Annotated in this window: 7 protein-coding genes; 1 reads left to right on the top strand and 6 read right to left on the bottom strand. The window is 43.0% G+C overall.

The window, feature by feature from the left end:
* The first annotated feature begins 457 nt into the window (after positions 1-457).
* On the top strand, positions 458-1,291 hold the full coding sequence (locus FE392_RS16890) for an HNH endonuclease (RefSeq protein ID WP_319931367.1): 834 nt from the start codon (positions 458-460) through the stop codon (positions 1,289-1,291).
* A gap of 66 nt (positions 1,292-1,357) precedes the next feature.
* On the opposite strand, the gene FE392_RS16885 is transcribed toward FE392_RS16890, so the two are convergent.
* From FE392_RS16885 to FE392_RS16860, 6 genes are all read right to left on the bottom strand, one after another.
* Entirely contained in the window at positions 1,358-1,630 is a 273-nt protein-coding gene (locus FE392_RS16885) for a helix-turn-helix domain-containing protein (protein ID WP_319931366.1), read from the bottom strand.
* 279 nt (positions 1,631-1,909) lie between these two features.
* Positions 1,910-3,571, bottom strand: coding sequence for a terminase large subunit (locus FE392_RS16880; RefSeq protein WP_319931365.1), 1,662 nt, complete (start codon positions 3,569-3,571; stop codon positions 1,910-1,912).
* A complete protein-coding gene (locus tag FE392_RS16875; protein WP_319931364.1) occupies positions 3,568-3,921 on the bottom strand; it encodes a phage terminase small subunit P27 family in 354 nt (117 codons plus the stop codon). The genes FE392_RS16880 and FE392_RS16875 overlap by 4 nt, the downstream gene beginning before the upstream one ends.
* A gap of 124 nt (positions 3,922-4,045) precedes the next feature.
* On the bottom strand, positions 4,046-4,480 hold the full coding sequence (locus tag FE392_RS16870) for an HNH endonuclease (protein ID WP_319931363.1): 435 nt from the start codon (positions 4,478-4,480) through the stop codon (positions 4,046-4,048).
* Positions 4,480-4,776 (bottom strand): head-tail connector protein, encoded by a 297-nt coding sequence (locus FE392_RS16865; protein ID WP_319931362.1) that lies wholly within the window; start codon positions 4,774-4,776, stop codon positions 4,480-4,482. Before FE392_RS16865 ends, FE392_RS16870 begins: the two co-directional genes overlap by 1 nt.
* Positions 4,769-4,991, bottom strand: a 223-nt coding sequence (locus FE392_RS16860; RefSeq protein WP_319931361.1) for a phage head closure protein, incomplete at its 5' end; no start/stop codon positions are given. The genes FE392_RS16860 and FE392_RS16865, both read right to left, overlap by 8 nt.

The following is a 4,991-nucleotide window of genomic DNA, read 5'->3' as shown; positions in this document are numbered from 1 at the left end:
CCAGGGCGGGACTAGTAAATTAAGTTAGTTAATTGAATTAGCTGAATTTATTTTTATTCATTGATTTTATGCCCCTTTTTGTGCCCCTCAAATATTTTGTTTTTAATTTAACTTAAGCTGCTGATTTTATTATAAATAAATGTGACTCGGCATGTCTATTTTAGTATTAAGATTTCTGATTATATAAGAAGATAACAAAATTTTTAATGAGTAAGAAAGTAGCTTAAAAAGAGATATTTTCATAGATTTCCTGCTCTAGAGTTATCTGTTTAGGTAAGAATTTTTAAATCACATATAACTGTATTTATGCAAATACTTAAAAATCACTTACACCCACCGTTATTATATTTATAAGTAATTATTTTATGAGGAACATTGTATTTTTTTAATCAAATAATGTTATATATTCAATGGTTAAAAATTAAGGTCGGTTTTTTTATCTTAGGAATAGTAGCCAATGATACCAGAAATAGTTTCGGCAAAAATTTTAGTTAACTGTGCAAGACATTGTAGCCTTTGTCGACAGTTTGTTCCCTTGAATATTCAAGTTCATCATATTGTTGAGCAGTGTAATGGAGGAACTCACGAAGAAGATAATTTGATTCCAGTGTGTGCTAATTGTCATACAGCAATACACACAAGGATGGGGATGACTAAAAATTTTAGCAAAAGAGAATTAAAAGGACATAGAGATAAAGTTTATGAGATGGTAGAAAAAGGGCTGCTCCCGATAAAAAATCAGGTTACAACTGGAGAATTACAATCTATTTCGGCAGCTATTATTGAAGCATTAAAATATAAGAAACAAGAAGTAAAGTTATCAAATATTGCAATTGAATTATTGCTTTCTGCAGTCAGTAATTCATCAATTATAAAGATAGATAGAATAGAAAACCATTTTTACTTGGCTACTGATGATATTGTTTTACCCTCTCAAATTACAAAAGAAAACATGCAATACCCTGATGTAATATTGGAGTTAATTGAAAATGGATATATAACATTAACTGGAAATATGGCTGAAATTACCATCCAAGGAGTTACATATGTTCAAAGCATTATTGAAAAAACCTCAAAATACATTGAAAAAAAAATTAAGTGTTTAAAATGTGGGTTGCATTTTTCAATTTACACTTGGCATGAAGGATTACACAATTCTGGAACTCTTCATTGCCCTGAATGTGGACAGTCTGATAACGCATTTATTATTTGGGCACAAAGGAAATATGGCTTTATTTCTCAAAAAGTTCCCGGTAATGCCATGATATGGGATAGTGGAAATCAGAAGTAGCATTGCAAATTTTTTGTATTTGTGGGGTAAGTAATAACCCCACATAGATATCTTATTAAATACAAGTTAGGTTTTTGTTAAATTTGAAGTTTCCCTGACATTGCGTTCGATAAGCTGACCGTACATATCAAAATAGCGACTAGGCCAAATTTCAGAAGGATGTACTTCGAGATAGTTAGCAATAATCCATTCGCCTTTAGGCCAAGGCCGACTGAGAGTATTTGCCAGTGTAGATGAACTAAGCCCCGCTTCACGAGAAACAGCCGCTAGGGTTGTCCCCCTCTTGCGTAATGCAGCAATAATATCGGCTTGATGCCAGTCATTTTTAACGTAATTCATTCCTGCTACCCCTTCCATTAATTGATAAAATTGATGGTGGTGATTCAAACAGGGTTCGCAGTACCGGTAACGTCCAACCGGCGAGGCCGAAGCCTCCCCTGCTTGAACCACCATTGAATAGGTGATAGCAAGCACACTGGTAGAAATTTCCTACCAGTGGGACGTTATATTCAAGGCTGCGAAACCTTACCACTAGATTTTGCTAATGGCGGAGCCACTTTAACGAATTGTTTTATCTGGTTCAATAAGCGAATCAGTAAAACCACTTAACTTTTTGCGTTATATCCCATTAAACACTTTAAGGCGCTCTTGTTGCTCCTCACTTAACCTAAATGCGAACTCTTCATGCTCACTCTGCCATGTGCCAAAGCTCATCAGGAATGCAATTGCAGGGTCTATCTTGTTTGCGGATTTCTTTTTGTTCGGTTTGATATTGGCGTTCGCGTCGGTTTCCATCACCACATTGGACATTGCCCACGCCAGCACCGGATCGCCGTTGTGACGAATGATTTTGCGGTTTACGAATACCTCGGCAGATTTAGCCACCGGACTAAAGCGCATATAGGTTTGCGGGAACGGCTCAACATCCAGCCCCGCGCCTTGTAATTGTGTTCTTAGGTGTGTGGCGTTCCATATGTCAAAGCCGACCAGCTTGATATCAAACTGCTGGCTGTCGTTGAGAATATCATCACGGATACGGTCATAATCAATGCAATCGCCTGCGGTGGTACGTACCCAGCCTGCTTGTACCCACTGACGGTAAACCGCCCGATTCTTATTGGCGGGGTTTTGTAGTTGCGCTTCGGGCAGATAATGGCGGGTCAGTAATAACAGTTCATCATCCACGGGGAACGTGTAACAGAGGCTGGTGATATCCCCTGTTGAAGACAAATCCAGTCCAGCGTAGCACTCCAGCCCTTTGAGGTCGTTTTCATCATAATCTTGCTGGCAGGCTTTCCACGCACCTTCGCCCATCCACGGGGTTTCACCCTGACACCAGATATTAAAGCGTTTGGTTAACATCTCCGTCCATTGCGAGGGAATGCCCCGCGCCTTCTGGATGGTGTCATGCAAAGCGCTACCATCTACTGACACATTTAGATTAGGGTTAGCTTTTATCCAAAGGGTTTCATCATCAATCTCTTTTTCGTCGTCCAGTTCGTAAATCAAGGCAAATAATGATTCATTTTGTTCCTCACCATCCAGTATCTGACAGCAATAATCATAGTGCTGCTTACAGGCCGAAATAACGTTACTGCCTGCCGTGGTGATGGCAAACAAAATGCCTTCGGGGCGAGCACCCATTCCCAACTCAAGGGCTGAATACACGGCATTATCGGGATGTAAATGATATTCATCGACAATCGCCAGACTGGGATTAGTGCCCTCAATGGTAGCGGCTTTGGCGGCCAGCGGTTTTAACAGGCTGTTAGTTTTGAGGTAAGTAACTTTGTGTTGCTGAATAGTCACCCGTTTTTTTAGTGGTTTTGATAATAAGCTCATCTGGCGGGCGTCATCAAACACAATTCGCGCCTGATCCCGACTCACGGCAGCGGTGTAAATATCCTGTTGCCCTTGTTCCATCACCAAGAACCAGTTTGCCAGTATCGCGGCAACGGTAGATTTTGCATTTTTGCGCGGCACCTGAATATAAGCACTGCGATATTTTCGGCGTCCGGTCGCTTTGACTTTGAAGCCGAACAGATTGGCAAAGGCGAACTGCTGCCACGGTTCAAGAATGATGGGCTTACCGCGCAAATGGCCTTTGACATGAGGACAGACACGGGAAAAGGCAATAAAACGCTCGACTATTGCCGAATCAAACACATAAAGCGAGTTATTCAGGTCGTTATAGTAGCGTTTCACAGCCTGTTTTACCCGTTTACAGGCCGGAATTTTACCGTTTTCGATATCAAATGCGTACTGCTCCCATGCGTTCATAGGCGATCCAGCTCGTCTTCTTCATCGGTTTCCACCGGATTTTTACGCCGTGACACGGGATCAAAACCCAGTAATGAGGACATTTTTATCATGATTTTTTCGGCATCAGCTTTGGCACTCAATGATGGATTCCGGCTCTCACTGCCTTGGCTATTAATAATGCTAAAGCCCCTGATATCAAGGTCTGCCACCGCTTTTCGGTAAATGGCATAGTTCACGCAATACAGTTCTAAGTTGTTCCAGTCAGCGGCGTTCAGGTCTTCCCGCTCGCTTAAAAGTTTACCTTTGGCCTTCCATTGGCTGGCGGCGATATCATTAAGGTAGGTTGGCGGTTTTGGCGCTCTTGCCATGATTTTTTCCTTGTCGTTTTATTTTCAAAAAAACTGCCGTGCGTAAAAATTGAAGGAGGGGGCGGTTCCGCTGGAAGGGACATTTGTCATTTTTGATACCCCACCCCATTATTTCATTTGGTTATTATTCTTTTGATAACCAATCTCGATACCTTACCGCTTCAGTTTCCTGCTGCCGATAGATCCCCTGCTTACGCTTTGCTTTAGTAATGGGGTCTGTCTGTACGGTCTTACGGTTATGGCAAGTCTGGCATAATGCTTGATGGTTGGATGCAGGCCAGAACAGAACATCAGTATCACCCTGTATCGGGATGATGTGATCCACAATGATGGCAGGCGTATAGATACCCTGTGGTAAGCAATGAGCGCATAACGGATTGGCTTTCAGGTAGTACAGCCGATAACGTCCCCATCGATTGCTGTAGCCGCGCTGGGTTCGGGTGCCACGCTGCTTGTCCTGTTGGCGTCTGGTTTCCCGTTGGTGCTGCTCGCATCGGCCTGATTTCACCCGCTTGCGGCAATGTGGGTAGCTACAGCGTTTCAACGGTTGCCACGGCATCAGTAGACTCCCACACCACGATAGACAGACCACAGGGATTTAATGGTAAACGGAACTTCTTTAAGCTCAATATCGGTTGCCATTTCCCGATTTTCATACAGCAAGCCGATATAAAGCAGGCAGCCCACCTTGATTGCGGGCGTAAAAGCCAAGCCATTATCAAACCGTTTGCCAATATGTTGCTGACAAACTTCCAGAGCGGCTTCGGCATAAGCGGTAAGGAGCGCATCATCAAGGGCATCGCTTTCATCAATCCGGCAATGTTGTTTGATTTCACTCAGGGGAATATCAGGCATATTTCACGCCCCCCTTGCAAAGCAGTTCCAGACGGGAGTGTTTCGGATCAGGAATAACGGCAATAATGCCAAAGGTCTTGCCGTGGGTGCTGGCACCTTGATAGACAATGCGGTTTGCTGTGGTGATATCATCACGGTAACGCAGCCAGATACGCACGGTAGCTTCGGATAACACGGCACCAGAAGCCACCAGCTCCCGCCCGCTAATTGCGATG

It is taken from the genome of Xenorhabdus santafensis, assembly GCF_033949405.1.
GTDB lineage: Bacteria > Pseudomonadota > Gammaproteobacteria > Enterobacterales > Enterobacteriaceae > Xenorhabdus > Xenorhabdus santafensis.
Note: the sequence above shows the minus strand (reverse complement) of the source record. Positions and strands in the feature narration are given on the sequence as shown.

What these genes read in the sequence shown, in the direction of transcription:
- FE392_RS16870 (WP_319931363.1), bottom strand. Translation starts at nt 4,480, where the DNA reads ATGCCGTGGCAACCGTTGAAACGCTGTAGCTACCCACATTGCCGCAAG.
- FE392_RS16875 (WP_319931364.1), bottom strand. Translation starts at nt 3,921, where the DNA reads ATGGCAAGAGCGCCAAAACCGCCAACCTACCTTAATGATATCGCCGCC.
- FE392_RS16865 (WP_319931362.1), bottom strand. Translation starts at nt 4,776, where the DNA reads ATGCCTGATATTCCCCTGAGTGAAATCAAACAACATTGCCGGATTGAT.
- FE392_RS16885 (WP_319931366.1), bottom strand. Translation starts at nt 1,630, where the DNA reads ATGAATTACGTTAAAAATGACTGGCATCAAGCCGATATTATTGCTGCA.
- FE392_RS16890 (WP_319931367.1), top strand. Translation starts at nt 458, where the DNA reads ATGATACCAGAAATAGTTTCGGCAAAAATTTTAGTTAACTGTGCAAGA.
- FE392_RS16880 (WP_319931365.1), bottom strand. Translation starts at nt 3,571, where the DNA reads ATGAACGCATGGGAGCAGTACGCATTTGATATCGAAAACGGTAAAATT.